Raw genomic sequence first — 1,352 nt, 5'->3', positions numbered from 1 at the left:
CATATTGGTCGCAGTCCAAGTCTCGTCGATGAATACGAGCCGCTCTGGATCGAGATCGAGTTGCTCCTCGAACCAACATTGCCTCATTTCCAGAACGTCCGGGCGGCTTTGCTCTACCGCATGGCCAGTCTTTTTTTGCGCGTTTGCTCGTGCCGGACAAGAAAGCGATGCAACGCCGACTTGCTAATTGCTATGCCCTGGGCAGCCAAATCATCGCGAAGTTCGAAAAGAGTGCCATCCCGGTGCTCGCCGAGCCAGGTCATGATCAAATCGCCATGAGCTTCTGTCTTGTGGGAATTACGGTCGCCGCCGAGTGGACCGGGTCGAACATTTCCCTGCTGGATTTGCAGCCTACGCCAACGGCTAACGCTGGCTGCGCTCACACCGAAACGCTCGGCAGCCTCAGGCGTCGATGTGCGTGGTGACGGCGGTTAGCAGTGGCCTACGCGCTGCAATTGGACGCTGATGAAGAATCCGACAAGAAACGTGCCGGGGTCATAACCAAGGCGCTCTTTGCGGAGGGCTTTCTGAAGAAGGTGGAAGACCGAGACCCGATCCAACGACGTATGACGACATTTGTTAGAGCGGTGTAAAAAGGCGGCCTTCGGGCCGCTTTTTCTATTCTAGGCATGTCTTATCGGAGGGTGAGGTGGACAGGCGTAGGCGCTGAAAGCAGAAGCGCGTCAATGGGCATTGATAAGACGCAATGAGGCGAAGCCCGCCCTCACGTAAGAGCTGATAATTTTATGGCAATCGTCTAGCCGGGGGTAGCGTCCGGCCTGTTCTGATCTCAAGACCCTACCAAGGGCCATCCGGGTTGATCGCCAGATGTTGGGATTGAAACGAATGCCTGATTGGCAGAGCATAATTCCCCATTTGTAAAAATGAAGGACACTAAAATGCGTAAACTGTTTGTCTTGGCATCTATTGTTGGCGCACTTTGCGGTTCGTCAACACAGTTTGCATCTGCGAAGAGTGCTGTAGGACCTAATCTTGAACTTGGTATGGCGGCGTGTTTCATTTTTTCAGAGATGTGTGACATGTGCTACGACAAGCCACTGGCAGTTCAGGCATTATGTATGTGAGGCCGCATTGGATGTTGCGACCCGACTACCTCTGAGCAAAGTTAGAAAATTTAACATTGTATACAACCCCGACATCATGCGGGGTTTTTAATATGGTGTTTGAAAAGCAAGATAGACAATCCAGAGTAGTATCGCCAACAAAGCGAAGTGAACCGCACCGGGTTTGCCGGAGACCGTTTGGTTTAAGTTATGCGGCCATGGCTGGTTCGTCCAGCATGGCGTAGTAGCGTTGCTCGGCCTCGGCTGGAGGAATGTTTCCGATGGGCT

The 1,352-nt window shown here is 52.7% G+C and carries 1 pseudogene; it reads right to left on the bottom strand.

Annotation, left to right across the window (positions count from 1 at the left end):
• A pseudogene (locus OIV19_RS23550) lies at positions 1–404 on the bottom strand (transposase); the annotation flags it as partial.
• Between the last annotated feature and the right edge of the window lie 948 nt (positions 405–1,352).

The sequence above is a fragment of the Brucella sp. HL-2 genome (assembly GCF_025846885.2).
Taxonomy (GTDB): Bacteria; Pseudomonadota; Alphaproteobacteria; order Rhizobiales; family Rhizobiaceae; genus Brucella; species Brucella quorumnocens.
The sequence above is the reverse complement of the archived record's forward strand: the minus strand, read 5'-3'. Positions and strand labels throughout refer to the sequence as shown.